29 protein-coding genes and 1 tRNA gene are annotated in these 24,481 nt (G+C 67.2%); 11 read left to right on the top strand and 19 right to left on the bottom strand.

Annotation, left to right across the window (positions count from 1 at the left end; translation table 11 throughout):
* Nucleotides 1-14: 14 nt before the first annotated feature.
* The gene (locus RCP80_RS10800) at nt 15-1,349 is read right to left on the bottom strand and encodes an ABC transporter substrate-binding protein (RefSeq protein WP_308482315.1); all 1,335 of its coding nucleotides are present in this window, start codon (nt 1,347-1,349) and stop codon (nt 15-17) included.
* A gap of 123 nt (nt 1,350-1,472) precedes the next feature.
* The gene (locus RCP80_RS10795) at nt 1,473-2,096 is read right to left on the bottom strand and encodes a two-component system response regulator PdtaR (protein ID WP_308482314.1); all 624 of its coding nucleotides are present in this window, start codon (nt 2,094-2,096) and stop codon (nt 1,473-1,475) included.
* 91 nt (nt 2,097-2,187) lie between these two features.
* Between RCP80_RS10795 and RCP80_RS10790 the strand changes: the two genes are divergently transcribed.
* Nucleotides 2,188-2,264 (top strand) — tRNA-Leu (locus RCP80_RS10790).
* 12 nt (nt 2,265-2,276) lie between these two features.
* On the opposite strand, the gene RCP80_RS10785 is transcribed toward RCP80_RS10790, so the two are convergent.
* The gene (locus tag RCP80_RS10785) at nt 2,277-3,095 is read right to left on the bottom strand and encodes a mycofactocin-coupled SDR family oxidoreductase (RefSeq protein ID WP_308482313.1); all 819 of its coding nucleotides are present in this window, start codon (nt 3,093-3,095) and stop codon (nt 2,277-2,279) included.
* A 146-nt stretch (nt 3,096-3,241) separates the two neighbouring features.
* Here RCP80_RS10785 and RCP80_RS10780 point away from each other — a divergent pair, with 146 nt between their 5' ends.
* Nucleotides 3,242-4,684 (top strand): HNH endonuclease signature motif containing protein, encoded by a 1,443-nt coding sequence (locus RCP80_RS10780; protein ID WP_308482312.1) that lies wholly within the window; start codon nt 3,242-3,244, stop codon nt 4,682-4,684.
* A gap of 1 nt (nt 4,685) precedes the next feature.
* Here RCP80_RS10780 and prcA read toward each other — a convergent pair whose 3' ends face one another.
* From prcA to dop, 4 genes are all read right to left on the bottom strand, one after another.
* Nucleotides 4,686-5,396, bottom strand: coding sequence for a proteasome subunit alpha (gene prcA, locus RCP80_RS10775; RefSeq protein ID WP_308482311.1), 711 nt, complete (start codon nt 5,394-5,396; stop codon nt 4,686-4,688).
* Nucleotides 5,393-6,280: a proteasome subunit beta gene (prcB, locus tag RCP80_RS10770; RefSeq protein ID WP_308482310.1), complete on the bottom strand. Its 888-nt coding sequence runs from the start codon at nt 6,278-6,280 to the stop codon at nt 5,393-5,395. The genes prcA and prcB overlap by 4 nt, the downstream gene beginning before the upstream one ends.
* On the bottom strand, nt 6,277-6,471 hold the full coding sequence (locus RCP80_RS10765) for a ubiquitin-like protein Pup (protein WP_308482309.1): 195 nt from the start codon (nt 6,469-6,471) through the stop codon (nt 6,277-6,279). The genes prcB and RCP80_RS10765 overlap by 4 nt, the downstream gene beginning before the upstream one ends.
* Nucleotides 6,472-6,544: 73 nt before the next feature.
* Nucleotides 6,545-8,041 (bottom strand): depupylase/deamidase Dop, encoded by a 1,497-nt coding sequence (gene dop, locus RCP80_RS10760; RefSeq protein WP_308482308.1) that lies wholly within the window; start codon nt 8,039-8,041, stop codon nt 6,545-6,547.
* Nucleotides 8,042-8,193: 152 nt separating this feature from the next.
* Between dop and RCP80_RS10755 the strand changes: the two genes are divergently transcribed.
* Nucleotides 8,194-9,339: a hypothetical protein gene (locus tag RCP80_RS10755; RefSeq protein ID WP_308482307.1), complete on the top strand. Its 1,146-nt coding sequence runs from the start codon at nt 8,194-8,196 to the stop codon at nt 9,337-9,339.
* Here RCP80_RS10755 and arc read toward each other — a convergent pair.
* Nucleotides 9,336-11,177: a proteasome ATPase gene (gene arc / locus RCP80_RS10750; protein WP_308482306.1), complete on the bottom strand. Its 1,842-nt coding sequence runs from the start codon at nt 11,175-11,177 to the stop codon at nt 9,336-9,338. The two genes, RCP80_RS10755 and arc, sit on opposite strands and share 4 nt — an antisense overlap.
* A gap of 151 nt (nt 11,178-11,328) precedes the next feature.
* Here arc and RCP80_RS10745 point away from each other — a divergent pair, with 151 nt between their 5' ends.
* Genes RCP80_RS10745 through RCP80_RS10735 form a run of 3 tightly spaced genes read left to right on the top strand, consistent with a single transcriptional unit; the run spans nt 11,329 to nt 12,654 of the window.
* Nucleotides 11,329-11,826 (top strand): MTB12 family secreted protein, encoded by a 498-nt coding sequence (locus tag RCP80_RS10745; RefSeq protein ID WP_308482305.1) that lies wholly within the window; start codon nt 11,329-11,331, stop codon nt 11,824-11,826.
* Nucleotide 11,827: 1 nt separating this feature from the next.
* Nucleotides 11,828-12,355, top strand: a complete 528-nt coding sequence (gene lppK, locus RCP80_RS10740; protein WP_308482304.1) for a lipoprotein LppK — start codon at nt 11,828-11,830, stop codon at nt 12,353-12,355.
* Between the two features lie 5 nt (nt 12,356-12,360).
* A complete protein-coding gene (locus RCP80_RS10735; protein ID WP_308482303.1) occupies nt 12,361-12,654 on the top strand; it encodes a DUF503 domain-containing protein in 294 nt (97 codons plus the stop codon).
* A gap of 1 nt (nt 12,655) precedes the next feature.
* On the opposite strand, the gene RCP80_RS10730 is transcribed toward RCP80_RS10735, so the two are convergent.
* Nucleotides 12,656-13,498: a tRNA (adenine-N1)-methyltransferase gene (locus tag RCP80_RS10730; RefSeq protein WP_308482302.1), complete on the bottom strand. Its 843-nt coding sequence runs from the start codon at nt 13,496-13,498 to the stop codon at nt 12,656-12,658.
* Between the two features lie 51 nt (nt 13,499-13,549).
* On the opposite strand from RCP80_RS10730, the gene RCP80_RS10725 reads away from it, so the two are divergent.
* The 4 genes from RCP80_RS10725 to RCP80_RS10710 are packed head-to-tail and all read left to right on the top strand — an operon-like array spanning nt 13,550 to nt 16,126.
* Nucleotides 13,550-14,359 carry a RecB family exonuclease gene (locus RCP80_RS10725; protein ID WP_308482301.1) on the top strand — a complete coding sequence of 270 codons (810 nt, stop codon included), beginning with the start codon at nt 13,550-13,552 and terminating at the stop codon, nt 14,357-14,359.
* Nucleotides 14,356-15,126 (top strand): thioesterase family protein, encoded by a 771-nt coding sequence (locus tag RCP80_RS10720; RefSeq protein ID WP_308482300.1) that lies wholly within the window; start codon nt 14,356-14,358, stop codon nt 15,124-15,126. The genes RCP80_RS10725 and RCP80_RS10720 overlap by 4 nt, the downstream gene beginning before the upstream one ends.
* A 44-nt stretch (nt 15,127-15,170) precedes the next feature.
* Complete coding sequence (locus RCP80_RS10715) at nt 15,171-15,509, top strand: ArsR/SmtB family transcription factor (RefSeq protein WP_308482299.1); 339 nt, start codon at nt 15,171-15,173, stop codon at nt 15,507-15,509.
* Complete coding sequence (locus RCP80_RS10710) at nt 15,509-16,126, top strand: cation efflux transmembrane domain-containing protein (RefSeq protein WP_126333620.1); 618 nt, start codon at nt 15,509-15,511, stop codon at nt 16,124-16,126. Before RCP80_RS10715 ends, RCP80_RS10710 begins: the two co-directional genes overlap by 1 nt.
* On the opposite strand, the gene RCP80_RS10705 is transcribed toward RCP80_RS10710, so the two are convergent.
* From RCP80_RS10705 to RCP80_RS10690, 4 genes are read right to left on the bottom strand one after another with little or no spacing between them, the layout of a single operon-like run.
* Nucleotides 16,123-16,758: an arsenate reductase ArsC gene (locus RCP80_RS10705; protein ID WP_126333619.1), complete on the bottom strand. Its 636-nt coding sequence runs from the start codon at nt 16,756-16,758 to the stop codon at nt 16,123-16,125. The two genes, RCP80_RS10710 and RCP80_RS10705, sit on opposite strands and share 4 nt — an antisense overlap.
* Nucleotides 16,755-17,858: an ACR3 family arsenite efflux transporter gene (gene arsB / locus RCP80_RS10700; protein ID WP_308482298.1), complete on the bottom strand. Its 1,104-nt coding sequence runs from the start codon at nt 17,856-17,858 to the stop codon at nt 16,755-16,757. Before arsB ends, RCP80_RS10705 begins: the two co-directional genes overlap by 4 nt.
* Complete coding sequence (locus RCP80_RS10695; RefSeq protein WP_308482297.1) at nt 17,855-18,226, bottom strand: ArsR/SmtB family transcription factor; 372 nt, start codon at nt 18,224-18,226, stop codon at nt 17,855-17,857. Before RCP80_RS10695 ends, arsB begins: the two co-directional genes overlap by 4 nt.
* A gap of 51 nt (nt 18,227-18,277) precedes the next feature.
* Complete coding sequence (locus RCP80_RS10690; RefSeq protein WP_308482296.1) at nt 18,278-18,763, bottom strand: ArsI/CadI family heavy metal resistance metalloenzyme; 486 nt, start codon at nt 18,761-18,763, stop codon at nt 18,278-18,280.
* A gap of 101 nt (nt 18,764-18,864) precedes the next feature.
* Between RCP80_RS10690 and RCP80_RS10685 the strand changes: the two genes are divergently transcribed.
* Entirely contained in the window at nt 18,865-19,224 is a 360-nt protein-coding gene (locus tag RCP80_RS10685; RefSeq protein WP_126333615.1) for an Rv2640c family ArsR-like transcriptional regulator, read from the top strand.
* A gap of 1 nt (nt 19,225) precedes the next feature.
* Here the strand turns inward: RCP80_RS10685 and RCP80_RS10680 are convergent, their stop codons facing one another.
* The 6 genes from RCP80_RS10680 to RCP80_RS10655 all read right to left on the bottom strand — a co-directional run bounded on the left by RCP80_RS10680 (nt 19,226) and on the right by RCP80_RS10655 (nt 24,465).
* Nucleotides 19,226-20,605, bottom strand: a complete 1,380-nt coding sequence (locus RCP80_RS10680) for an FAD-containing oxidoreductase (protein WP_308482295.1) — start codon at nt 20,603-20,605, stop codon at nt 19,226-19,228.
* Nucleotides 20,602-21,084 carry a DUF4126 family protein gene (locus RCP80_RS10675; protein ID WP_308482294.1) on the bottom strand — a complete coding sequence of 161 codons (483 nt, stop codon included), beginning with the start codon at nt 21,082-21,084 and terminating at the stop codon, nt 20,602-20,604. Before RCP80_RS10675 ends, RCP80_RS10680 begins: the two co-directional genes overlap by 4 nt.
* Before the next feature lie 18 nt (nt 21,085-21,102).
* On the bottom strand, nt 21,103-21,948 hold the full coding sequence (gene hisG / locus RCP80_RS10670; RefSeq protein WP_308482293.1) for an ATP phosphoribosyltransferase: 846 nt from the start codon (nt 21,946-21,948) through the stop codon (nt 21,103-21,105).
* Nucleotides 21,949-21,953: 5 nt separating this feature from the next.
* Nucleotides 21,954-22,235: a phosphoribosyl-ATP diphosphatase gene (locus RCP80_RS10665; protein WP_308482292.1), complete on the bottom strand. Its 282-nt coding sequence runs from the start codon at nt 22,233-22,235 to the stop codon at nt 21,954-21,956.
* 20 nt (nt 22,236-22,255) lie between these two features.
* Nucleotides 22,256-23,707, bottom strand: coding sequence for a sugar porter family MFS transporter (locus tag RCP80_RS10660; protein WP_308482291.1), 1,452 nt, complete (start codon nt 23,705-23,707; stop codon nt 22,256-22,258).
* 77 nt (nt 23,708-23,784) lie between these two features.
* The gene (locus tag RCP80_RS10655) at nt 23,785-24,465 is read right to left on the bottom strand and encodes an HAD family hydrolase (protein WP_308482290.1); all 681 of its coding nucleotides are present in this window, start codon (nt 24,463-24,465) and stop codon (nt 23,785-23,787) included.
* Nucleotides 24,466-24,481 lie beyond the last annotated feature (16 nt).

The following is a 24,481-nucleotide window of genomic DNA, read 5'->3' as shown; positions in this document are numbered from 1 at the left end:
GTGTTTGTCGCCGATCAGCCCTGCACGACGATGAAATCGGTGGTCGTCAGCTTGTTGTCCGGACCGAACTCGAGTCGACCGTAGGACCCGACGGACGGTTCCCCGGCGGGCCCGAACGCCAACTCGCCGGTGACGCCGTCGTAATCGATGTCCTCGCCGGCACGGATCAGGTCCCGGCATTGGACGAACGACGTGCACTTGGTGCCGTCCCGGGTGACCGCGTTGATGTTGGCGGCGATATCGACGCCGGCCGTCGACTTGGCCTGCTCGGCGGCGAGCGCCGAAATCACCACCGCGTCGAAAGCCTCACCGCCGTAGTTGAAGTCGACCAGCCCCGGATCGACGGCAGTCAGCCGCGCCTCGAACTCCGGACCGACGTCGGTCAGCGGTGTGGTGCCCTTCATCCCGGTCAGCAGACCGGGCGCCACGCCCTCACCGAGCGCGTTACCCATGTTGCCGTCGGTGCCGTACACCAGCATGCCGTCCGACGGGCCGATCCCGATCTCGTGCATCCGGGTCACGATCTTGGCGGTCTCCTCGAAGCCCAGCACCGCGACCGCGTCCGGGTTGAACTCCTTGACCCGGTCCACCTCGGCATTGAAGGACTGTGCATTCGGGTCGTAGATGATCTTGGTGATCTGATCCGACGCGATGCCCGCGGTCTCCAGGTTCTCTACGGTGTTGGCGGCCAGGCCGGTCCCGTACGGATCGTTGAGCGCGAGGATCGCCACGCGCTGCGCACCGTCGCCGGTGATCAACTGCGAGAGCGCCTGCGCCTGCAGCACATCGGTGGGCGCCGTGCGGAAGTACATGCCCTTGTCCGGGTAGCAGACGAACTGATCGGAGGTGTTGGCCGGCGAGAACATCACCACACCGGCACTGGCGATCTTGTCGATCACCTTCAGCGAGACCGCCGACGATGCCGCGCCGACGATGACGTCGACCCCCTCGGCGAGTTCCCGGTCCACCGTCGTGTTGGCGGTGTCGGTGGTGGTGTCACCGGAGTCGCCGGTCACCAGGCCCACGGGCTGATCGAGCACTCCGCCGGCGTCGTTGATCTCCGCGACGGCGACCTGCACGGCGGCCACCTCGGGCGGCCCGAGGAACGCCAGCGTTCCCGTCTCCGGCAACAGCGTGCCGAACTTCAGCGGGCTGGTGTCGGGATTCGCGCCGACGGTGGCCTGCGGCGGCTCACACTCGGTCGAGGCGACCTCGGCCTCGGTCTCCGTGGTGGTTTCCGCGCCGTCACCGGTTGCGGTGTCATCGCTCTCCTCGGCTGAGCAGCCGGTCATGGCGAGCGCAGCTACGCCGGCCACGGCGAAGACGCGAGCGAGGGTCCGATTCTTCATCGAGAAACGCTCCTAATCAGTTGTCCTAGACGCCCAGGGCACATTCGAAACTCGACGCTAATGCGTGGTTGTTACCAACGACGTCAGCTAGGGGCCTCGTGACCAATCTGTTATAGAAGCGCCTCAGCTGGTCGGCGCCGCGCCGTCCGGGCTGTCCAAAGTCTCGATGACGACCTCGGCGACCCGCTTCATCGTGGTGCGCCGGTCCATGGCGGCCCGCTGAATCCATTTGAAGGCCTCTGGTTCGGTCATCGACTGCTTGACCTGCAACACGCCCTTGGCGCGCTCGACGAGCTTGCGGGTCTCCAGGCGTTCCGACAGCGTGGCGACCTCCAGCTCGAGCGCGCTGACCTCGCCGAACCGGCTCACCGCCAGCTCGATCGCCGGGATCAGGTCGGTGATGGAGAACGGCTTGACCAGGTAGGCCATGGCGCCGGCGTCGCGCGCGCGTTCGACGAGATCACGCTGGCTGAACGCGGTGAGCACCACGATCGGCGCGATCCGCTTGGCAGCGATCTCGGCTGCCGCGTCGATGCCGTCCCGACGGGGCATCTTGACGTCCATGATCACCAGGTCGGGTTTGAGCTCTTCAGCGAGTTCGACGGCCTCCTGGCCGTCACCGGCCTCCCCGACGACGTCATAGCCCTCTTCGCGCAGCATCTCGGCCAGGTCCAGGCGGATCAGCGCCTCATCCTCGGCGATGAGAACGCGATGCGGTTTGCTGCCGTCGACGTGGGGTTCGGTCATAGCGCCCATTGTCGCGTGAGGTTCAACGATGGGCGAGCGCGGGCACGGTTTTGGGCATCATCTAAGGTGGTATCTCGCACCAACGGTGCTTGCCCTCGTATCCCAATTGGCAGAGGAAACGGATTCAAAACCCGTCCAGTGTGAGTTCGAGTCTCACCGAGGGCACCAGAGTCGGACTGGCTAGAACAGTCCGTTGGACAGCGTGAGCGACTCCCCCGACTGGCAGCGCACCTGGCCGGTCACCAAAGCCAGCACGGCGTTTGCCACATCCTCGGGTTCCAGCAGTCCGGGCCGCGGGCGACCCTGCGCGAACATCTCCTCGGCGTCCGCGCGGCCGGGGTTCTCCAGGTCCGGTCGGATCATCCGATACGTCGTCGGGTTGTGGATCATCGGCGTGTTCACGCCGGCCGGCAGCACCGCGTTGACGACGATGCCGTGCTCGGCCACCTCGTGCGCCAGCGACTGCACCAGCGCCACCACCCCGGCCTTGGCCGCGGCATAGTGGCCGGAGTTGGCCGCGCCGGTCCGAGCGACGATCGACGACGTCGCAATCAGATGCCCGCAACCGCGCTCGAGCAGCCGCGGCAGCGTCGCCCGGAAGGTATTGAAGACTCCGGTGAGGTTGACGTCGATCATTGTGCGCCAACGCTGTTCGCTCATCTCCGCAATGGGTGCCGAGCTGGCGATGCCGGCGTTGGCGATGACGATGTCGATCCCGCCGAAGACCTCTGCGGCCCCGTCGGCCACCCGCCGCATATCCGCGAGGCTGCGGACGTCGGCGGTCAGCGCGACGCATCGTCGTCCGAGGGACTCCACCAGGCCGATCGTTTCGCGCAGGTCGGCCGGCGAGGCCAGGGGGTAATCGAGACCCCCGACCTGTTCGGCGATATCGCAGACGACGATGTCGGCGCCCGCACGTGCCAGCGTGCGGGCGTGCGCCCGGCCCTGCCCACGCGCGCCGCCGGTGACCAGCACGACCTTGCCCTCGAGTGTCTGCATGTAATCCCCTAGATCGGTTGGCTGTCCCCAGGAACAGACCTACCCCGTGGATGGAACTCATCGCCGGTTATCCACAGTTGCGCCTTCATCCACAATCCGCCAGATCCGGGCGGCGCACCACCACCAGCCCAATTAGCATCGAAAGCATGTTCGAATCACTGCCCTCACCCGCATCGTTGGCCGGCGCCGACGATGCGGCCGTGGTGGCCGCCATCGAGGCGGGGTCCCGCGCCGAAAGCGGGGCCGCAGCCACACGATTGGCGGCGATCGCCGAGCTGATGGAACGCCGGCTGGGCGACGATGAGGATGAGCGTGGCCTGTGGGCCTGCGACGGGTGGGACAGTGCCGCAGCCGAGATCGCCGCCGCGCTCGGCATCAGCCATCGCCGGGCCTCGAGCCAGATGCACCTGGCCTACGCCCTGCGCACCCGCCTTCCCAGGACCGCTGCACGCCTGGCTGAGGGTGCCATCTCGCTGGCCATCGCGGCCACCATCGCGTGGCGCACCAGACTGGTGGTGGACAGCGACGCGATGGCCACCATCGATTCCGAGCTGGCCATCCAGGCCACCCGGTGGGGCCCACTTTCGGAGAAGGGCCTGGACAACGCCATCGACGCCGTGCTCGAAGAACATGACCCGTCGGCGCGCTATGAGTACAACGCCGCCATCCGTTATCGCGATGTGCAATTCGGCAAGCCCGACGACGCCACCGGGACCTCGTCGCTGTACGGCAGCCTCAAGAGCCCGGATGCTGTGCTCTTCGATCGTCGGCTGCGCGCGATGATCCGCGGCGTGTGCTCCGACGATCCGCGCACCATCGGCGAGCGGCGCTCCGATGCCGTCGGAGCTCTTCTCGCCGGCTCCGATCGGCTGGCATGCCGCTGCGGCAAGCCCGAATGTGTCGGCGCCGGAACCGATTCACGGGCCGACTCAGTGGTCATCCACGTGGTCGCCGATGAGCGCGCCGTCCAGAGCGCGCACACGGCCAAGCCGGAAGCCACGCCGACTAAGGATCCGTACTACGCGGCGGTGCTGCAGGGCGGTGGAGTGGTCCCGCCGGCGCAGCTGGCCGAACTCATCGACGCCGGCGCCAAGATCAGCCCGCTGCGGGCCCCGGATCAGACCGCCGAACCGCGCTACCGCCCCTCGGCCAAGCTGGCGAGGTTCATCCGCGCCCGCGATCTGACCTGTCGGTTCCCAGGCTGCAGCGCGTCCGCCGAGATCTGCGACGTCGACCATACGATCCCCGACGAGCGAGGCGGGCCGACCCATCCGTCCAACCTGGCTTGCCTCTGCCGAAAACACCACCTGCTCAAAACTTTTTGGAGCGAATGGTCCGAAACCCAACATCCGGACGGCTCCATCACCTGGACCACGCCCACCGGGAAGACCTACACCACCTACCCGGGCAGTAAAGCCGTGTTTCCGCACTGGGACACCACCACCGCGCCCCTGCCGGCACCCGACGCGACCCGACCGGCTGCGCCGATCGCGAACCGTGGCCTACAGATGCCCAGACGTAAGCGCACCCGACGAGCCGAACAGGCTCAGCGGATCAAATCCGAGCGGGCCCGCCATGATTCCGGTTGAGTCACGCGTCCTGCTGCGGCAGCAGCGCTTCCACAGCGGGTCCGACAATGCGTCGGAAGGCCCGCCGTGGCTTGGTGGCTTCCAGGACCGCGACCTCCAGGGTCGCGGCGCCGAGCACCCGCGGTTCGGCGTCGCCCTCGGGGGCCTGCAGCGCGGCGACCGCGGTCCGCACGGCATCGGCGAGCTCGGCATTCTCGGTGTAGGTGTCCTTCAGCGCCGCGATGATGGGATCGGTGACCCCGCCCATCACGACGAAGTGCGGCTCGTCGGCAATGGAGCCGTCGTAGGTGATCCGGTACAGCTCAGGCGCTTTCGACTCACCGAAGTGGGCGACCTCGGCGACGCAGAGTTCCACCTCGTAGGGCTTGGCCTGCTCGGTGAAGATCGAGCCGAGCGTGTTGGCGTACACGTTGGCCAGCTGCCGACCGGTGACGTCGCGGCGGTCGTAGGCGTAGCCACGGGTGTCGGCGAACTGGATGCCGCCCCGGCGCAGGTTGTCGAACTCGTTGAACCGGCCCACCGCGGCGAAACCGATGCGGTCGTACAGTTCGCTGACCTTCTGCAGGGACCGCGAGGGGTTCTCGGCGACGAACAGTACGCCGTCGGCGTAGGCCAGCACCACCACGCTGCGCCCGCGGGCAATGCCCTTGCGCGCCAATTCGCTGCGCTCACGCATCGCCTGCTCGGGCGAGATGAAGTACGGGAAGCTCATGCGTCACCTCGCGGCGCGGCGTTGATCCCGGAGTTGTCGTCGGGACCGAACGTATCGGAGCGGGACCGCCCGGCGATCACTTCGCGGGCGAGTTCGGCAATGCGTTGCTCGGGCACATCCTCGGCACCCTCGGCGCCGATGGTGACCGCGGTGGGATAGATGCCCCGCACCAGATCCGGCCCGCCGGTGGCCGAGTCGTCGTCGGCCGCGTCATAGAGCGCCTCGATGGCCACGGCCAGCGCGGAGTCCGCATCGGTGACCCGTGAATACATCTTCTTCATCGCCGATTTTGCGAACAGCGAACCCGAGCCCACCGACTGGTATCCCTCGACCTCGATGTTCCAGCCGCCGGCGGCGTCGAACGACACGATCCGGCCGGCGCCCTGCGGGTTGGGATCGCTCAGGTCGTACCCCACGAGCAGCGGCAGCGCGATGAACCCCTGCAGGGCCGCCCCGAGGTTGCCGCGCACCATGGTGGCCAAGCGGTTCACCTTGCCCGGGAAGGTCAGGGCCACACCCTCGAGCTTCTCGTAATGCTCCAACTCCACCGCATAGAGGCGCGCGAACTCGACGGCGATGGCCGCGGTCCCCGCGATGCCGGTGGCGGTGTAATCGTCGGTGATGTAGACCTTTTGCACATCGCGGCCGGCGATCATGTTGCCCTGCGTCGAGCGCCGGTCACCGGCGATCAGCACGCCGCCCGGATACTTCAACGCCACGATCGTGGTGCCATGCGGAAAATCCGCACCGGACCCGACCGCATCACGGACATTCGGAAGCAGATCCGGCGCCTGCCGGCGCAGCAGATCAGCAAACGACGAAAGGTCAGTTATGAGTGACTGAGGGGCCAGACGATCATTGGGAGCGTTGAACGACCAGCTCACTGGCCGCCCTTTTGCACGTATGCACGCACGAAATCTTCGGCATTTTCCTCGAGAACGTCGTCAATCTCGTCGAGTAGATCGTCGGTGTCCCCGGCCAGCTTCTCGCGACGTTCCTGGCCGCCACCAGTGCCGGAGTCGACGTCGTCGTCATCGCCGCCGCCACCGCCACGCTTGGTCTGCTCCTGAGCCATCGCTAATCCTCCTGTGCAACGCCAGATGTCTCTTCACCCTACCGGGCAATAACCGCATTGCCCCGGATAGCAGTCAGTTCGTGAGTTGTTCGACCAGCTCGGCCGCACTGTCCACGGAATCCAACAACGCTCCGACGTGCGCTTTGCTCCCCCGCAGCGGTTCCAGGGTGGGAATGCGCACCAGCGAATCGCCGCCCAGGTCGAAAATCACCGAATCCCAGCTCGCGGCCGCGATGTCGGCGCCGAACCGCCGCAAACATTCACCCCGGAAGTAGGCCCGAGTGTCGGTCGGTGGATTGTCCACCGCGTCGAGCACCTGCTGCTCGGTGACCAGACGCTTCATCGAGCCGCGCGCCACCAGCCGGTTGTACAGACCCTTGTCCAGCCGGACATCGGAGTACTGCAGGTCCACCAGGTGCAGCCGCGGGGCGTTCCAGCTGAGGTTCTCCCGCTGCCGGAAGCCCTCGAGTAGGCGCAGCTTGGCCGGCCAGTCCAGGATCTCGGCGCACTCCATCGGATCGCGTTCCAGCAGATCCAACACGTGGGCCCAGGTTTCGACGACGTGCGAGGCCCGCGGGTCGGGATCGCGACTGTCCACCAGCTTCGCTACCCGATCCAGGTAGATACGTTGCAGCGCAAGGGCGGTCAACTCACGTCCGTCGGCCAGCGCGACGGTGGCGCGCAACGACGGGTCGCGGCTGACCACGTGCACCGCGTGCACGGGGCGGGCCAGCGCCAGATCCGACAGGTCGACGTTCTCCTCGATCAGGTCGAGCACCAGCGACATGGTGCCCACCTTCAGGTAGGTCGAGGTCTCGGCCAGGTTGGCGTCGCCGATGATGACGTGCAGTCGGCGGTACTTGTCGGCGTCGGCGTGCGGTTCGTCGCGGGTGTTGATGATGCCGCGCTTGAGCGTGGTTTCCAGGCCGACCTCGACCTCGATGTAGTCCGCCCGCTGGGACAGCTGAAATCCCGGCTCGTCGCCGGAGGGGCCGAGCCCCACCCGCCCGGAGCCGCTGATGATCTGCCGGGACACCAGGAACGGTGTCAGACCCGCGATGACCGCCGAGAACGGGGTCTGCCGGCTCATCAGATAGTTCTCGTGCGAACCGTAGGACGCGCCCTTACCGTCCACGTTGTTCTTGTAGAGCTGGAGCTTGACCGCACCGGGCACCGACGCCACGTGGCGCGCCGCGGCCTCCATGACGCGCTCGCCGGCTTTGTCCCAGATCACCGCGTCCATCGGGTCGGTGACCTCGGGCGCGGAGTACTCCGGATGGGCATGGTCGACGTAGAGCCGGGCACCGTTGGTGAGGATCATGTTCGCCGCCCCTACCTCGTCGGCGTCGACGATCGGTGCCGGCCCGGTGGTCCTGCTCAGGTCGAATCCGCGCGCATCGCGCAGCGGCGACTCCACCTCATAGTCCCAACGCGTCCGCTTCGCCCGCTGAATTCCGGCCGCCGCGGCATAGGCGAGCACCGCCTGCGTAGAGGTCAGGATCGGGTTCGCGGTCGGGTCGGACGGCGACGAGATGCCGTACTCCACCTCGGTGCCGATGATCCTTTGCATAAGGCCCAGCCTAGAGGGCCGCGCAGCGGCCGCGGAACGAGGCCGCGCAGCACCCCCACCCGCCAACCGTGTCGATGCTTGCGCTGTCCGGCCGGACAGGGTGGAGTGAACGGCGAGATGACCACCGACTTCGCGCTCCCCGGACGCCGCTGATGCCCGCCACGGAGGCCGCCCAGCGCGTCGCCGTCGAACGGTGGTTCCTGCGCCACGGCCTGCCCTACGTGCTGCGGCCCGGCACCCTGGTGCGTCGGGTGTGGTCCCGATCGGCGCCCGCGCTCGCCGCGTTCGGCGTCATGATGGCGTCGTCGATCCTCATCGTGGCCGTCACGGGTCAACACACCATCGACATCGACGGGTCACCCACGCGCACCGAATGGTTCGTCCTGTTCGTCGTCGTCGCCGTGCTGCCGGCCGCGGCCCTCGCGGGCTGGCTGGTGAACCGCATCGAGCCCGCGCGGTGGCGCGGCGTCGCCTCCGCGGTTGCGGTGGGTGCCGCGATACTCGGCGCGGTCTTCGGCGGGCCGTCCGCGCTGGTGTTCTTCGACATCGCGCTCGACGCGGTGGTCATCGCGGTGATATTGCTGTGCACGGCAACGGGGGTGGGCGCTTTCGTGGGCTGGGCCGGCCGCATGACCCTGGCCAATCTCGCCTCGATCGGCGCGCTGGTGGTGCGGGCGCTGCCGGTGATGCTGCTGACCGTGCTGGTGTTCTTCAACTCACCGGTGTGGACCATGGCGTCCACGATCAGTCGGGCCCGCCTCTGGTTCGCGCTGCTGTTCCTGTTCGCCATCGCGGCGGTGTTCCTCGTGTCGAACACCCTGAACCGGGTCCGGCCCATCCTCGAACCCGCCGCCAAGAGCGCCGAAGACGCAAAGGCCTTGGCGGGCACGCCGTTCGAGAACCTGCCGGACCGGCCGCGTCGCGTACCGCTGTCCGGGCCGGAACGGTTCAACGTGGTCTACGTGGTGGCGTTGTCGCAGTTGGTTCAGGTGCTCACCGTCGCGGTGGCCACCGGGATGATCTTCTGCGTGTTCGGTCTGATCCTGATCAGTCCGGAACTGTTGGCCGCGTGGACCCACGGCGGGCCCTCCGACGGCAAGGTGCTCGGCATGACGCTGCCTATACCGGACGCCCTGATCCAGGTCACCATGTTCTTGACCGCGTTGACGTTCATGTACCTCGCGGCCCGCGCCGTCGGTGACGCCGAATATCGCGCGCAGTTTCTCGACCCACTGATCGACGACCTGCGGCTGACCCTGGTGGCGCGGGACCGCTACCGGACCTACACGGCCACCTAGAGGTACTGCCCCAGGTTGCTCTCGGTGTCGATCGCCCGGTTGGCACTGCTGCTCTTGCCGGTGACCAGGGTGCGGATGTACACGATCCGCTCGCCCTTCTTGCCCGAGATCCGGGCCCAGTCATCGGGATTGGTGGTGTTGGGCAGGTCCTCGTTCTCGGCGAACTCGTCGACGATCGAGTCCAGCAGATGCTGGATCCGTAGACCCTTCTGACCGGTCTCCAGCACCGCCTTGATCGCGTTCTTCTTCGCCCGGTCCACCACGTTCTGGATCATTGCCCCGGAGTTGAAGTCCTTGAAGTACATGACTTCCTTGTCACCGTTGGCGTAGGTGACTTCCAGGAACCGGTTGTCGTCGATCTCGGCGTACATCCGGTCGACGACCTTCTCGATCATCGCCTTGATCGTCAGCGACCGGTCGCCGGAGAACTCGGCGAGGTCGTCGGCGTGGATCGGCAGGGCCTCGGTCAGGTACTTGCTGAAGATGTCCTGGGCCGACTCGGCATCGGGACGTTCGATCTTGATCTTGACGTCGAGCCGACCCGGCCGCAGGATCGCCGGATCGATCATGTCCTCGCGGTTGGACGCGCCGATCACGATGACGTTCTCGAGCCCCTCGACGCCGTCGATCTCGCTGAGCAACTGCGGGACCACCGTGGTCTCCACGTCCGAGCTCACGCCGGTGCCGCGGGTGCGGAAGATCGAGTCCATCTCGTCGAAGAACACGATCACGGGAGTGCCCTCGGAGGCCTTCTCGCGGGCCCGCTGGAAGATCAGCCGGATGTGACGCTCGGTCTCACCGACGAACTTGTTCAGCAGCTCGGGGCCCTTGATGTTGAGGAAGTACGACTTGGCCTCCCGGGATTCCTCGCCCCGCAACTCGGCCATCTTCTTGGCCAGCGAATTGGCCACGGCCTTGGCAATCAACGTCTTACCGCAGCCGGGCGGACCGTAGAGCAGCACACCCTTGGGCGGGCGCAGCGAGTACTCGCGGTAGAGATCCTTGTGCAGGAACGGCAGTTCCACGGCATCGCGGATCTGCTCGATCTGCCGGGTCAGGCCACCGATGTCGTGATAGCTGACATCCGGCACCTCCTCGAGCACCAGGTCCTCGACCTCGGCCTTGGGAATGCGCTCGAAGGCGTAGCCTGCCTTGGTGTCGACCAGCAGCGAATCCCCGGGCCGGAGCTTGCGGGGCCGCAGCTCTAACTCGGCCGCGGTCAGCGATTCGGCGACCTCGGTGGGCAGGTCGTTGGCGGCGATCAGCGGCTCGGCCAGCCACACGATGCGCTCCTCGTCGGCATGCCCCACCACCAGGGCGCGCTTGCCGTCGGCCAGGATCTCGCGCAGCGAACTGATCTCGCCGACGGATTCGAAGTTGCCGGCCTCGACGACGGTCAGCGCCTCGTTGAGGCGGACGGTCTGGCCCTTCTTCAGGGTGTTGACGTCGATATTCGGCGAGACCGTCAGACGCATCTTGCGGCCCGAGGTGAACACGTCGACGGTCTCGTCGTCGGCCACGTCGAGGACCACGCCGTAACCGCTGGGCGGCTGCCCCAGCCGGTCCACCTCTTCGCGCAGGGCGAGGAGTTGCTGACGGGCTTCTTTAAGAGTTTCCATCAATTTCGCGTTGCGCGTGGCGAGCGAGTCGATCCGGGCCTCGAGTTGATGCACATCGCGTGCGCTGCGGGCGCTTCCGAGGTTGCCCGCGGCCTCGGCCAACTGCTCGCGCAGCACCGCGGCTTCCCGCCGCAGCTGCTCGAGCTCGGCGGCATCCTCGCTGGACATGCCCATGCCGACGCCGTCCGAGTATTCTTCTGAACGCTCCGACTCACTCATGTTGCGCTCCTCTCCCGCACCGAAAGTTGGCGCAGTAACAACTTCAACGCTACCGGCGATTCAGCCTTTGTGTGTGGTGTAGCCATTCGACACACCAGTACCCACTGTTAGCCTCTGCTGATTGAGTCGGCAACGAAAGGACGCCTTGACCATGAAATTCCTAGCCACAGGCGTGGCAGCCATTGCGGGTGCCGCGGTTATCGCCGGCGCCGCAGCCGCGGGTGTGACTTCCATTTCAGCCAGCGCTCCGGCGCCGCAGGCTCAGCTCGCCGTCTTCGGCGCGCCGCTGCCGCAGAACCCCGCGGCCGCGGTTCCGACCGACAGCGACCTGTACGGCGTGCTCAATGGTCTGGCCAATCCGGGTGTGCCGTTCGGCAGCAAGGGCTACTTGGTCGAGGGTGGCATCGGGATCATCGAAGGCAAGACCGCCGACCGGCTGATGAAGAACGCCGTCGCCAAGGGCCTGCTGCCGCTGAACTTCACGATTGCCGACATCGCACCGGCCGGACCGGGCGCGGCCACCGCCAACGTCACGGCCTCCGGGCCCGGTATGGCATCCACCACGCAGAACATCACGTTCGTCAACCAGGGCGGCTGGAAGCTCTCGCGGGGTTCGGCCTCGCAGGTGCTGTCCATGTTCGCCGGATGAGTTGAACAACCGCTTCTCCGCAGTCCTGAGCGCCGCCACGATTTTCGTGGCGGCGTTCGGGCTGTCGGGGTGCTCGCAGGACACCGCCGAGCCGGCCCGCGTCCCGACCACTGCGACCAGCACGGCGCAGCCGGCTGCCCCGGCCACGCCGCTGCCCGACGCGGCGGCGTTGACCGACGTGCTCGCCCGCTTGGCCGATCCGGCCGTGCCCGGTTCGGAGAAGCTTGCGCTCGTCGAGGGCGCGACCGCAGCTCAAACCGACGTCCTCGACGACTTCACCAAGGCGCTGGCCGACAATCACCTGTTGCCAGTCACCTTCACCGCCAGCGATCTGGCCTGGTCCGAGACCGAGCCGGGCAATGTGTGGGCGACGGTGACCGCCACGCCCGTCCGGCCCGAGTCCGGACCGCTGACCTTCCCGATGGAATTCCAACCGACCGCGGGCGGCTGGCAGCTGACCCGCGACACCGCCGAACTGCTGCTGGCCTTCGGCGGCCAGGCCACACAGGCGCCCGGGCCACCCGGTTGAGCGGCATGTGGATCGGCTGGCTCGAGTTCGATGTCCTGCTCGGCGACGTGCGTTCGCTGAAAGAGAAACGCTCGGTGGTCCGGCCCATCGTGGCCGAACTGCGCCGCAAATTCGCCGTCGCCGCGGGCGAGACCGGCTCGGCTGAGCTGCACCGTCGGGCCGGCATCGGGATCTCGACCGTGGCCGGCGACCGGGCACACGTAGTGGACGTGCTGGACGCCGCCGAACGGCTGGTGGCCGCGCGTCCCGAGATCGAGTTGCTGTCGACGCGCCGCGGTCTCACCCGCAGCGACGACTGACTCAGACTTGGCGTTTGCGCCGCAGCGGGGTCGGGGTGACGGTCCCCGGCGCCAGCCGCCGTGCCGACACCAGAAACGCCGTGTGTCCGCGCATGTTGTGCTGCGGACGCACCGCCAGCCCGACGACGTCCCAGCCGCGCTGCAGGGTCTCCCAGGACCGCGGTTCGGTCCAGCATTGCTGGGCGCGCAGCGCCTCGACGACCTTGGAGAGCTGGGTGACGGTCGCAACATAGACGATGAGCACCCCGCCGGGCACCAGCGCGCGGGCCACGGTGTCGAGCACGTCCCACGGTGCGAGCATGTCCAGGACCGCCCGGTCGACCTGCGGAGCCTCGGGCTCGGCTGGGTAGTCGACGAGGTCGGCGAGTACCAGCTCCCAGTTCGGTGGCCGCTCGCCGAAGAACGTCTCGACGTTGCGCACCGCGTGCTCGGCGTGGTCGGCGCGCACCTCGTAGGAGATCACCCGTCCCATCGGGCCGACCGCACGCAGCAGCGAACACGTCAGCGCGCCCGATCCGGCGCCGGCCTCCAGCACCGTCGCACCGGGAAACATGTCGCCCTCGTGCACAATCTGCGCGGCGTCCTTCGGGTAGATCACCTGGGCGCCGCGCGGCATCGACAACACGTAGTCGATCAGCAGCGGGCGCAGCACCAGGAACTGATCGCCGTTGGTGGACTTCACCACCGAGCCCTCGGGTTGGCCGATGACGTCGTCGAAGGCGATGGCGCCGCGATGGGTGTGGAACTCACCGCCCTCGCTCAGCAGCATCGTGTAGTGACGCCCCTTGGCGTCGGTGAGTTGCACGCGGTCACCCACGCGGAAGGGACCGGTTGCGTCAGACACAGCTCATCAGCCTGCCATGCCTTGTCAGTGCCGATGCATAGGCTGCGGGGTATGCACCGTCCCGCTCTGTCACCATCGCGGGCAGCCGACTTCAAGCAGTGCCCGCTGCTGTACCGCTTCCGGGCCATCGACCGGCTGCCGGAGCCACCCTCGGCCGCCCAGGCGCGCGGATCGGTCGTGCACACGGCCCTGGAACAGCTCTACGCGCTGCCGGCACCGCAACGCGATCCGCAGACCGCGCTCGCGCTGGTCCAGCCCGCCTGGGAGCTGTTGGCGGCCGAGGAGCCCGAATTCGCCGAGGCGTTCGGCGCCGAGCAACGCGAGCAGTTGCTGGCCGAGGCGCAGGCGCTGCTGTCGGGGTACTACCGGCTGGAGGATCCCACCCGCTTCGATCCGGATTCCTGCGAACAACGCGTCGAGGTCGAACTCGACGACGGGACCCTGTTGCGGGGGTTCATCGACCGGATCGACGTCGCCGCCACCGGCGAAGTGCGCGTCGTGGACTACAAGACCGGCAAGGCCCCGCCGGAGGCCCGCGGCTTCGCCGAGGCCAAGGCCATGTTCCAGATGAAGTTCTACGCGATCGCGCTGCTGCGATCGCGGGGGGTGCTGGCCGCGCGGCTGCGACTGGTATATCTGGCTGATGGCCAAGTGCTGGACTACACGCCCGACCGCGAGGAACTGCTGCGCTTCGAGAAGACGCTGATCGCGATGTGGCGTGCCATTCAATCAGCCGGTGCGACGGGCGATTTCCCGCCGAAGCCGTCGCGGCTCTGCAACTGGTGCAGCCATCAGGCGCACTGTCCGGCCTTCGGCGGCACGCCGCCGCCGTACCCCGGCTGGCCGGTGGTGGCCGCGTGACCTGCTACTACCGGCGGGTGTCGCCGGACTCCTACGAGTCGACCGACCTGACACGCAGCAACTGGACCCCCGAAATCCAACACGGCTCTCCCCCGCTGGCACTGTTGACCCGGGAAATCGAACACCACCTCGAGGGTTCGGGCCTGCGAATCGGGCGGTTGGTTCTCGACATCCTCGGCGCGATCCCGGTGGTACCGCTGACGGTCCGGACCTTCGTTCCGCGTCCCGGTAAGCGCATCAGCCTGGTCTGTGCGGAGATGGCACCGGTGGCCGATCCGGATCGACCGGTGGCCCGGGTGTCGGCGTGGGCGTTGGCCACCAGCGATACCTCCGCGGGGGCGTCGGACCGGTATCCCCCGCTGGTCCGCAACGAGGCGATACCGCTGCCGGAGTTCTGGTGGGACGCCCCGGGCTACTTGGAGTCGGTGGCCTGGCAGCGTCAGCAGGACGAGGCCGGCGCCCGGATCTTCTGGCTGCGACCGACAGTCGCCTTGGTGGACGACGAGCCCACCACGGCCCTGCAGCGACTGGCCATGGTGGTCGACTCGGCCAACGGCATCGGCTCGGCGCTGAACCCCGAGGAGTTCATCTTCATGAACACCGACACCACGGTGCATCTGCATCGGCTGCCGACCGGTGACGAGTTCGCGGTGCGGGCCCGCGGCTCCATCGGCCCCGACGGCCTCGGCGTGACCACGGCCGAGATCTTTGACCACTCCGGTTTCATCGGCACCTCGGCGCAGACGCTGTTGGTGCAGCCGCGCTAGATCCATAATGTTCTGAATTCAGAAAGATATGTATTATGGCCGGCATGCAAACAGTGCCGGTGATGCATCGCGACGCGTTGGCCCGGTTCGGCTATGCCCTATCCGATACCACGCGGGCCCAGATCTTGATGTCGCTGCGGACGGCCTCGCGTTACCCGTCCGATCTGGCGGACGAAATCGGCGTGTCTCGTCAGATTGTGTCGAATCACCTTGCCTGCCTTCGCGGTTGTGGATTGGTGGTCGCGGTGCCGGAGGGGCGCCGGTCTCGTTACGAGTTGGCCGACGCCCGGATCGCCAAAGCCCTCGACGACCTCGTTGGGTTGGTCCTGACGGTGGATCCGGAGTGCTGCTGTTCGATCGGCACCGGGGACGGGTGCTGCTGATGGCGGCCGAGTTGGACCTGGCGAGGCGACAGCTACTGACCCGGCGCATCCGCTGGTTCGTCGCCGCGACCATCACCTACAACATCATCGAGGCCGCGGTGGCGATCCCGGAGGGTGCACGGGTCGGCTCGACCGCGTTGATCGGCTTCGGGTTGGACTCGGTGATCGAGGTGTCCTCGGCGGCCGCGGTGGCGTGGCAGTTCGCCGGGCGCGATCACGAGTCGCGGGAGAAGACGGCGCTGCGGGTGATCGCATTTTCGTTCTTCGCGCTGGCCGCCTATGTCACCGTCGACGCGGTGCAGTCGTTGGTCGGCGTCGGCGAGCCGCCACGACATTCGACGATCGGCATCGTTCTGGCCGCCCTGAGTCTGGCGATCATGCCGGTGCTGTCGTGGCTGCAGCGCCGCGCCGGCCGGGAGCTGGGATCGTTGTCGGCGGTCGCCGATTCCAAACAGACGTTGTTGTGCACGTACCTGTCGGCGGTCCTGCTGGCCGGCCTGGCGCTCAACAGCCTGTTCGGCTGGTGGTGGAGCGATTCCGTTGCGGCACTGGTGATCGCCGCGGTCGCCGCCCGCGAGGGCGTGGAGGCCTGGCGCGGTCAGCACTGCTGCGGTTAGTCGACAGCGACGTTCAGGTCGGCCAGCAGATTTCGTACCCGGGTCTCGATGATGCCGCGAATGGGTCGCACGGTGTCAAGGTCTTGTCCGGCCGGGTCGGGCAAGTCCCAGTTCTCGTAACGGGTCCCGGGGAAGATGGGGCAGGCGTCGCCGCATCCCATGGTGATCACAACATCAGCCGCTTGCACGATCTCATCGGTCCAGGGTTTGGGGTATTCGCCGGTGATGTCGATGCCGACCTCACGCATGGCGGCGATGACGGCGTGGTTGATTTCGCTTCCGGGTTCGGACCCGCCCGACCAGGCCACAGCGCGGTCGCCGGCGAGGTGGGCGAAGAAACCCAGGGCCATTTGTGAGCGGCCGGCGTTATGGGTGCACAGGAACAGCACGGTGGGTCTGCCGTCGCTGACTTTGCCTTCCACCCGGGCCAAAGCCTGCAGGCGTTGGCGGGCGAAGCGCTCGGCCAGCAGCGGCAGGAAGTTGGGAATGGTGGCGCGGCTGGCGAATTGGTCATAGGAGGAGTGCAGGAATCGTTCGATGGTTTCAGTACCGAAAGTGTCGGCGAACTCGGCGTGCAGCCGGGTCGCGGCGGTGCGCAGTGCGAGTTGCTGGTCGATGGCGAGATCGGTCATGGGCGGACTCCAGGTTCGGGGGCAGACGGGTGCGGGCTCGATGAAATGGCGTCGCGGAACCGCTTTCGCAACGCCAGCGAGACGTAAATCAAGGCGACCAACACCGGCACCTCGATGAGGGGGCCGACGACGGTGGCCAGCGCCTGGCCGGAGGTCGCGCCGTAGGTCGCGATGGCGACCGCGATGGCCAACTCGAAGTTGTTGCCCGCCGCGGTGAAGGCCAGGGTGGTGGTCCGGGCGTAGCCCAGCCCCAGCGCGGCGCCCAGCAGGTAGCCGCCACCCCACATGATCGCGAAGTAAGCCAGCAGCGGCAGCGCGATGCGGGCGACGTCGAGGGGGCGACTGGTGATCTGCTCGCCTTGCAGCGCAAAGAGAATCACGACGGTGAACAGCAAGCCGTAGAGCGCCCACGGCCCGATGCGCGGCAAGAAGGTCGACTCGTACCAGTCGCGGCCCTTGGCTCGCTCGCCGATCCGCCGGGACAGGTATCCGGCGATCAGCGGGATGCCGAGGAAGATCAGCACGGACTTGGCGATCTGCCACGGCGAGGTGTCGATGGTGGTCTGATCGAGGCCGAGGCAGCCGGGCAGCACCGAAAGGTAGAACCAGCCCAGGACCGCGAACATGACGACCTGGAAGACCGAGTTGAGCGCCACCAGCACGGCGGCGGCTTCGCGGTCGCCGCACGCCAGGTCGTTCCAGATGATGACCATCGCGATGCACCGCGCCAACCCGACGATGATCAGCCCGGTCCGGTACTCGGGCAGATCGGGCAGCAGCAGCCAGGCCAGCGCGAACATCAACGCCGGGCCGAACACCCAGTTGAGCACGAGCGACGACAGCAGCAGTTTGCGATCACCGGTGACGGTATCGAGGCGGTCGTAGCGCACCTTCGCCAGCACCGGATACATCATGATCAGCAGTCCGAGTGCAATCGGCAGCGAAATGCCGTCGATCTGAACGCTTTCCAGGACGGTGTTCAGACCGGGAACCCACCGCCCCAGCAGCAGGCCGGCGATCATCGCGGCACCGATCCACACCGACAGGAAGCGATCGAGGGTGGACATTCTGCCGACCACCGCCGGCGCGGCGGCGGTCATCCGCGCGCCCCGACCGGGTCAGCCACCCCGAGCAGCACAGCCAGGCTGGCCAGGGCGTCGGGCACCACCGCGTAGTACACCCACGAGGCACGACGCTGCGAAGTCAGCAGACCGGCATCGCGCAGCACCTTGAGGTGATGCGAGACGGTCGGTTGTGAAACCTCCACCCCGACCGCGATATCGCACACGCACGCCTCGCCCCCGGCGCGGCTCGCGATCGCGGAGAGCAACTGCAGGCGCACTGGATCGGCCAGCGCCTTGAGCTTCACCGCCATCTCCGTCGCCGCGGTGGCCGACAGCGGTTCCGGCAGCAGCGCCCCGGGCGGACAGCCTGGCGCATCGGCGACCCGCGACCCTGGCTTCGACATTCATCTATATTGATGGTTGTCGAAGCAGGGCGCAAGTCGAGCCAGTGATCGTCAGCAGCAGGCGGTGGCGGCCTCCGCCGCCTCCGCCGCGTCCTCCGCGCCGGACTGGCCGCCACAGCAGGTGGCCGCCTGGGCCTCCGGGTCGAGGTGCTGCGGACTGCTGCCGAATTCTTCCGAATCGGCCAGCACGGTGTAGACCTCCCACTTCTCGCCCGCAGGTCCGGTCACCCACACCTTGTCCTGGGTGGCGAAGCAGCACGTCGTGCCGATCTCCTCGGCGGTGAACAGCCCCTCGCCCGACAGTCGGGCAATCTCGGAGTGCACCTGCTCACTGCTGCCGACCTCCACGCCGAGGTGGTTGAGGGTGCCGCCGCGGCCGGGGTTCTCCAACAGCACGAGCTTCAGCGGCGGTTCGGCGACCGCGAAGTTCGCATAGCCCGGCTTGACCTTCGCCGGCGCGGTGTTGAACAGCTTGGTGTAGAACGCAATCGCCTGGTCGAGATCGTCGACGTTGAGGGCGAGTTGAACCCGGGACATGGGAACCTCCTCGAGAGGATTGTGACATATATCGAACTTCGGACAATCGCCAGAATCCTCCCCTTTTTGATATATGTCAATATCCCTGGCAAGATGGATCCATGCCCAAGGCCTTACCCGTGATCGACATGAGCGCACCGGTGTGTTGCGCACCGGTGGCGGCCGGGCCGATCAGCGACGACGACGCCCTGCAGATCGCCATGCGCTTGAAGGCCATCGCCGATCCGGCCCGGGTCAAGATCCTCGCGCACCTGTTCAACTCCCCTACCGGCGAGGAGATCAGCGGTGAGCTGGCCGCCCTGCTGGATCTGACCGAATCGACCGTCAGCCATCACCTGAGTCAACTGCGCAAAGCCGGACTGGTGATCTCGGACCGTCGCGGGATGAACGTCTTTCACCGGGTGCGCCCCGAGGCGCTGCAGGCGCTGTGCGTGGTCCTGGATCCGAACTGCTGCACCTGAGTCAGCTCAGCGGTTGCAGATCCTGCAGCAGGGTCGGCACCAGTTCGCTGACCGTCGGATGGATGTGCATGGTGCGCGAGATCGCGGTGTAGGGCAGCTTGGCGGTCATGATGTCGAGGATCGAGTGGATGACCTCGTCACCGCCCACGCCCAGCACCGCCGCGCCCAGGATCTGCTCGGTCTCGGCATCGACGACCACCTTCATGAAGCCTTGGGACTCACCCTTTTCCACGGCGCGACCCACCCTGGTCATCGGTCGGGTGGCCACGAGTGCCGGCCGGCCCGACCGTCGTACCTGATCCACGCTCATCCCGGCCCGCCCCAACGGCGGATCGATGTAGAGCGCATAGGTCATGACGCGGTCGGACACCCGGCGCGGGTCGTCGTCGAGCAGATTGGCCGCCACGATCTCGAAGTCGTTGTAGGAGGTGTGGGTGAACGCACCCCGGCCGTTGCAGTCCCCCATCGCCCAGATCCCATCCGCGCTGGTGCGCAGCTGATCGTCGACCTTGACGTAGCCCCGCTCGTCGCACTCGACCCCGGCCACCTCCAGTCCGAGGTCGTCGGTGTTGGGTCGGCGTCCGGTCGCCATCAGCAGATGGCTGCCCGCAATCGGTGCGGCGCCGGCGCCGAGTGTCAGCTCGAACCCGTTGTCGCACCGGTCGAATCGCATATCGGCCGCGTTGAGCACGACGTTGATGCCCTCGGCTTCGAGGATGTCCTTGATCGCCGCGGAGATGTCCTCGTCCTCGCGGGAGGTCAGGCGCGCGCCCCGTTCGACGACCGTGACCTCGGCACCGAAGCGCCGGTACATCTGCGCAAACTCCAGCGCGATGTAACTACCGCCCACGATCACCAGATGCGCTGGCACCGTGTCCAGTTCGAGTATCCCAACGTTGGTCAGATAGTCGCAGTCCGCCAGGCCCGGAATCTCCGGGACGACGGCGCGCCCGCCGGTGTTGAGGAAGATCCGGTCCGCCTCGATGACGGCCGGGTCGGCGCCGTCGATCTGCAGGGTCTTGGGTCCGATGAACCGGGCGTGGCCGCGGATCAAGGTGCACCCGGTCATGCCGTCGAGCCACGACTCGAGACCGTGGCGGTCGTCGAGCATGATCTTGTCCTTGCGCGCCTTCACCTTTGCCATGTCGATGGCGATGTCCCCGGTGCCCACCCCGTATTCGGCGCCGCGACGCGCGGTGTGCGCGGCGTACGCGCTGGCGACCAGGGTCTTGGTCGGGATACAGCCGTAGTTCACACAGGTGCCGCCGACGAGTTTGCGTTCGACTACCGCGACCGTCTTCCCGGCCTCGGTCAGTCGCCCGGCCAACGGCGGGCCGGCCTGTCCCGCTCCGACGACGATCGCGTCGAAGCGCTCGGTCACAGCGCCGCTGTCAGGGCCGCGATGCTGAAACCGGCCAACACCGCGACGACATCCTCGGTCAGCGCGACGGGCAGGTCGATGCCCACCTTGTCGGTCAGCCGGCGGCGCAACTCGAAGCCGCCGAGGGTGCCCAGTACCGCGCCGATCATCCCGGCGCCCAAGCCGCCCCAGGTGTAGCCCCAGGCCGTGCCCAGCGCCGCACCCGAGAAGGCGCCGGTGACCAGTCGCGCCGCGAAGGGCGCCGCCGAGGTGCGGTTCGGGGTGTTGGGGAGCTGATCGGATACCAACTCGGCGACGGCCAGCACGGTCAACAGGGCGACGACGATCCAGTTACCCAGCCAGGAGGCCCAGGTGCCGTCCAGGTTGATCCACTGCAGAACCACCGCCCAGGACACCGCGGCCGGGGCGGTGAAGGCCCGCAGCCCGGCGACCGCCCCGATCAGCAGCGCCAGCAGGAGGACCAGAACGTGCGTCGTCACACCGGGACGCTAACACGATCAGAAGCGGCAGAACCTGATGTCGGACGCCAAAATGGCCTTTGCCCCGATGGCGGCAAGCTCGTCCATCGTGGTGTTGACGGACTTGCGAGGCACCAGTGCTCGCACCGCCACCCAGGCGGGGTCGGCCAGCGGCGAGATCGTGGGCGACTCCAGACCAGGGGTGACCTCGGCCGCGCGATCCAGCAGCGACCGCGGGCAGTCGTAGTCGAGCATCAGATACTGCTGACCGAACACCACCCCCTGCACCCGGCCCTTGAGCTGATCGCGGGCGCGGTCGGCCGGCCGGTCGGCCGCCTCGATGAGGACGGCCTCGGAGTCGCAGAGCGATTCGCCGAAGGCCACCAGATCGTGTTGGCGCAGCGTGCGGCCGGACCCGACGACGTCGGCAATCGCGTCGGCGACGCCGAGTTGGACGGAAATCTCGACCGCACCGTCGAGCCGGATGACCGTGGCCTCGATCCCGTTATCGGACAAGTTCTTCCGCACCAGGTTGGGATAGGCGGTGGCGATCCGCTTGCCGGCCAGGTCGGCCACCGCCCAATCCCGGCCCGCCGGCGCGGCGTACCGGAAGGTGGACGAGCCGAAGCCCAGCGCCAGCCGTTCGACGATCGGGGCCCCGGATTCGGCGGCCAGATCGCGGCCGGTGATCCCCAGGTCGAGCTCACCCGAGGCCACGTAGATCGCAATGTCCTTGGGCCGCAGGAAGAAGAACTCGACGTTGTTGTCCCGGTCGATGACCGTCAGATCCTTGGGGTCGGTGCGACGGCGGTACCCGGCCTCCGACAGGATCTCGGCGGCGGATTCGCTCAGGGCGCCCTTGTTGGGTACGGCTACTCGCAGCATGGCGGTCACAACTTCCGGTAGACGTCATCAAGCGTCAGGCCGCGCGCGAGCATCAACACCTGCGCCCAGTACAGCAGCTGGCTGATCTCCTCGGCCAGCGCCTCGTCGGACTCGTGCTCGGCGGCCATCCAGACCTCGCCGGCCTCCTCGAGGACCTTTTTGCCAATGGTGTGCACGCCGGCGTCCAGCGCGGCGATCGTCGCGCTGCCGGTGGGTCGGGTGCGCGCACGTTCGCCCAGTTCGGCAAACAGCTCCTCGAACGTCTTCACGGGCAGTGATTCTTTCATGCCCTCGATCGGCGGGACCGCTAGGTGACCTGAGGCTCGTCGGTCGGCTTGCCCTCGCGCAGCAATTCCGCGTGCATGTCCTCCAGCGAGACACCCTTGGTCTCCCGCACGAAGCGCCACACGAACAGGAACGAGAGCACCGCGCACAGGGCGTAGAACCCATAGGCGGCACCCAGGAAGTTGCGCAGTTCGGGGAACGACACCGTGATCAACCAGTTGGCTGTCCACTGGCCCGCCGCCGCCAGGCCGAGGGCCGCGGCCCGAATCCGGTTCGGGAACATCTCGCCGAGCAGCACCCAGACCACCGGGCCCCACGACATCCCGAACGCGACGACGAACAGATTGGCAGCGATCAGTGCGATGGTCCCGGTCGCGCCCTCGAGCCGGGGCTGACCGTCGACCAGCGGTGCGCTGGCGAAAATGATCGCCATGGTGGCGAGCGTGATCGCCATGCCCGAGGAGCCCACCAGCAGCAGCGGTTTGCGACCGACCTTGTCGATCAGCGCGATCGCGATCAGCGTCGTCAGGATGTTGACCACCGAGGTGATCACCGTGATCGTGAACGACGAGCTCTCGTCGAATCCGACCGCCTGCCACAGCACGTTCGAGTAGTAGAAGATCACGTTGATTCCGACGAACTGCTGGAAGATCGACAGTCCCAGGCCCACCCAGACGATGGCGTACAAGCCGCCGGTCGGCTTACGCAGGTCCCGCCAGGACGGTTTGTCCTCGCGCTCCAGCGTCTCCTTGATCCGATTGATGGTGATTTCCAGGTTCTTGGTGCCCAACAGCCGGGTGAGCACCCGGCGCGCCTCCGGAATCCGGTGGGTGGCAACGAGATAACGCGGCGACTCCGGAATGGTGTAGGCCAGCGTGCCGTAGACCACGGCGGGAATGGCCATCATCAGGAACATCCATCGCCAGGCCTCCAAGCCCAGCCACAGCTCCTGATCCGAGCCGCCGGCGAGGTGCGCCAGCACCCAGTCGATGGCCAACGACAAAAAGATGCCCGACACGATGGCCAACTGCTGCAGCGACCCGAGCCGGCCACGGATCTGGGGCGGCGCCACCTCGGCGATGTAGGCGGGCGCGATCACCGACGCCACCCCGACTCCGATGCCGCCGACGATCCGGAACACCACGACCATCCAAATGTCGGTCGCCAGCCCCGTTCCCAATGCACTCAGCAGGAACAGCACCGCGGCGATCTTCATCACGGCGAGTCGGCCGATCCGGTCGGCCAGCCGGCCCGCGGTCATCGCACCCGCGGCCGCGCCCAGCAGGGCCGAGGCCACCGCGAAACCCAGTGACGCGTTGCCGATCTCGAAATGCTTCTGCAGCGCATCGACGGCGCCGTTGATCACCGCGCTGTCGTAGCCGAAGAGCAGACCACCCAACGCAGCGACGGACGCGATCCGAACCGCACTGCGCCCGCTGGAGAATTCCGCGTCAACTTCCGGACCCTGGGACATCGATCCCCTTCCCGACGACGCCGAGTGCGTGAGTTGCCTCACATTTAAGCACTTGCCGCCGCGCGGGACAGGCCGTTCTAACCAGCCTTGCGCGCGCGGCCGTCGACCTCGGCGTACATCGCGCGCAGATCCGCGACCGTGAGATCGGTCAGGGCCTCGAGGTGTCGGCGTCGTGGACTGCCGGGCACCACCACTTCGTTGGGGACGACCAGAACCGCGCACCCCGCGTCCTCGGCCGCTTCAGTGCCCGTCGCCGAGTCCTCGATGGCCAGGCAGTGCGCCGGATCCAGGCCGAGCAGCTGCGCCGCGCGCAGGTACGGGTCCGGGGCCGGTTTTCCGCTGGGCACCTCGTCGCCGCAGACGGACACCGAAAAATAATGGCGGCCAATGCTGTTGAGCGCCTTCTCGGTGAGGTCGCGGCGGGTGTTGGTGACCAGCGCCATCGGCACCTCGGCCGCGGTGAGCGCATCCAACATCTCTTGGGCGCCGGCACACCACGGCAGGCCGGTCTCGAATAGTTCGCCGACGTAGTCGTGCATCCAGTCGGCGGTGTGCGCCATCTTTGCGGGGTCGGGTGCCAATCCGAGGTCGGCGTAGAGGATCGCGATGACCGAATCGCTGGATCCACCGACCGTCGAGGTGCGTACCTCGGGGGTGAGTTCGCGGCCGTGCTGCCGGTAGAACTCCTGCAGCGCCAAATCCCAGAGTTTTTCGGAGTCGACGAGCGTGCCGTCCATGTCCCAGAGCACCGCACGCATGGCCCCGATTGTGTCA

Origin of the sequence: Mycolicibacterium sp. MU0053, assembly GCF_963378095.1 — a bacterium.
In the GTDB taxonomy this organism is placed as follows: domain Bacteria; phylum Actinomycetota; class Actinomycetes; order Mycobacteriales; family Mycobacteriaceae; genus Mycobacterium; species Mycobacterium burgundiense.
Note: the sequence above shows the minus strand (reverse complement) of the source record. Positions and strands in the feature narration are given on the sequence as shown.

Coding starts and splice junctions, on each gene's coding strand:
- RCP80_RS10800 (WP_308482315.1), bottom strand. CDS start 1,349: ATGAAGAATCGGACCCTCGCTCGCGTCTTCGCCGTGGCCGGCGTAGCT.
- RCP80_RS10795 (WP_308482314.1), bottom strand. CDS start 2,096: ATGACCGAACCCCACGTCGACGGCAGCAAACCGCATCGCGTTCTCATC.
- RCP80_RS10785 (WP_308482313.1), bottom strand. CDS start 3,095: ATGCAGACACTCGAGGGCAAGGTCGTGCTGGTCACCGGCGGCGCGCGT.
- RCP80_RS10780 (WP_308482312.1), top strand. CDS start 3,242: ATGTTCGAATCACTGCCCTCACCCGCATCGTTGGCCGGCGCCGACGAT.
- prcA (WP_308482311.1), bottom strand. CDS start 5,396: ATGAGCTTCCCGTACTTCATCTCGCCCGAGCAGGCGATGCGTGAGCGC.
- RCP80_RS10765 (WP_308482309.1), bottom strand. CDS start 6,471: ATGGCTCAGGAGCAGACCAAGCGTGGCGGTGGCGGCGGCGATGACGAC.
- dop (WP_308482308.1), bottom strand. CDS start 8,041: ATGCAAAGGATCATCGGCACCGAGGTGGAGTACGGCATCTCGTCGCCG.
- RCP80_RS10755 (WP_308482307.1), top strand. CDS start 8,194: ATGCCCGCCACGGAGGCCGCCCAGCGCGTCGCCGTCGAACGGTGGTTC.
- arc (WP_308482306.1), bottom strand. CDS start 11,177: ATGAGTGAGTCGGAGCGTTCAGAAGAATACTCGGACGGCGTCGGCATG.
- RCP80_RS10745 (WP_308482305.1), top strand. CDS start 11,329: ATGAAATTCCTAGCCACAGGCGTGGCAGCCATTGCGGGTGCCGCGGTT.
- RCP80_RS10735 (WP_308482303.1), top strand. CDS start 12,361: ATGTGGATCGGCTGGCTCGAGTTCGATGTCCTGCTCGGCGACGTGCGT.
- RCP80_RS10725 (WP_308482301.1), top strand. CDS start 13,550: ATGCACCGTCCCGCTCTGTCACCATCGCGGGCAGCCGACTTCAAGCAG.
- RCP80_RS10715 (WP_308482299.1), top strand. CDS start 15,171: ATGCAAACAGTGCCGGTGATGCATCGCGACGCGTTGGCCCGGTTCGGC.
- RCP80_RS10710 (WP_126333620.1), top strand. CDS start 15,509: ATGGCGGCCGAGTTGGACCTGGCGAGGCGACAGCTACTGACCCGGCGC.
- RCP80_RS10705 (WP_126333619.1), bottom strand. CDS start 16,758: ATGACCGATCTCGCCATCGACCAGCAACTCGCACTGCGCACCGCCGCG.
- arsB (WP_308482298.1), bottom strand. CDS start 17,858: ATGACCGCCGCCGCGCCGGCGGTGGTCGGCAGAATGTCCACCCTCGAT.
- RCP80_RS10695 (WP_308482297.1), bottom strand. CDS start 18,226: ATGTCGAAGCCAGGGTCGCGGGTCGCCGATGCGCCAGGCTGTCCGCCC.
- RCP80_RS10690 (WP_308482296.1), bottom strand. CDS start 18,763: ATGTCCCGGGTTCAACTCGCCCTCAACGTCGACGATCTCGACCAGGCG.
- RCP80_RS10685 (WP_126333615.1), top strand. CDS start 18,865: ATGCCCAAGGCCTTACCCGTGATCGACATGAGCGCACCGGTGTGTTGC.
- hisG (WP_308482293.1), bottom strand. CDS start 21,948: ATGCTGCGAGTAGCCGTACCCAACAAGGGCGCCCTGAGCGAATCCGCC.
- RCP80_RS10665 (WP_308482292.1), bottom strand. CDS start 22,235: ATGAAAGAATCACTGCCCGTGAAGACGTTCGAGGAGCTGTTTGCCGAA.
- RCP80_RS10660 (WP_308482291.1), bottom strand. CDS start 23,707: ATGTCCCAGGGTCCGGAAGTTGACGCGGAATTCTCCAGCGGGCGCAGT.
- RCP80_RS10655 (WP_308482290.1), bottom strand. CDS start 24,465: ATGCGTGCGGTGCTCTGGGACATGGACGGCACGCTCGTCGACTCCGAA.